Source organism: Vibrio sp. D173a (assembly GCF_030248475.1).
The window spans coordinates 1-856 of the sequence record NZ_JAHGAH010000564.1 but is presented as its reverse complement, the minus strand read 5'-3'; the positions used below and the strand labels follow the sequence as shown (position 1 = coordinate 856).

The following is an 856-nucleotide window of genomic DNA, read 5'->3' as shown; positions in this document are numbered from 1 at the left end:
AATGAAGTAAACCAACCGCCGTAGAATGATACGGCTCTTTAACATAATCGGTTAAACCGCTAACTTCTAACGGCTTACCCACTCGAACTTGATTGCGGAATACACGTTCCGCACACTCTACTAATCCGTCAATCTGTGCAGCGCCACCGGTTAAAACCACACCAGCAGCAAGATGATGTTTAATACCTTCATCTCTTAACTGTAGTTGAACAGTATCAATAGTTTGGTTAACGAGGCCCATTAATTCTGTATAACGCGGCTCAATCACCTCTGAAAGTGTTTGTCGTTGCAAACTACGAGATGGTCGACCACCCACACTTGGGACGTTAACTGAGTCATCCTTGCTTACGAGTTCACTCAGAGCGCAACCATGGTTTACTTTGATCTCTTCGGCGTCACTCACTGGTGTGCCGAATGCGAAGGCAATATCACTGGTTACTGCATTTCCTGCATAGGAAAAGACTTCTGTGTGTCGAAGCGCGCCACCGGTCCAGATGGAAATATCCATCGTTCCTGCACCAATATCGACCACACAAACTCCAAGCTCTCTCTCGTCTTCAGTGATTACCGCATTACTTGAGGCAAGCCCTGAAAACACGATCTGCTCTACGGTGAGACCACATCGTTCAACAGCTTTAATAATGTTTCTCGCCATATCACTGTGGCAAGAAATTAGGTGAACGCTGACTTCCATTCGAACCCCAGATAATCCAAGTGGGTTTTTAATGCCCTCTTGGTAATCGATGGTAAATTCTTGTGGGATCACGTGCAGAATTCTCTGCTCATCACCTATTTTAATTGATTTCTCGGTATGGATTGCTCGATCCATATCGTCTTGTGACACTTCCTCATCAGA

1 protein-coding gene is annotated in these 856 nt (G+C 45.3%); it reads right to left on the bottom strand.

Features of this window, described 5'->3' with window-relative positions; all coding sequences use genetic code 11:
* A partial coding sequence (gene ftsA / locus KIV40_RS27560; RefSeq protein WP_285352392.1) for a cell division protein FtsA occupies positions 1-856 on the bottom strand: 856 nt, incomplete at both ends.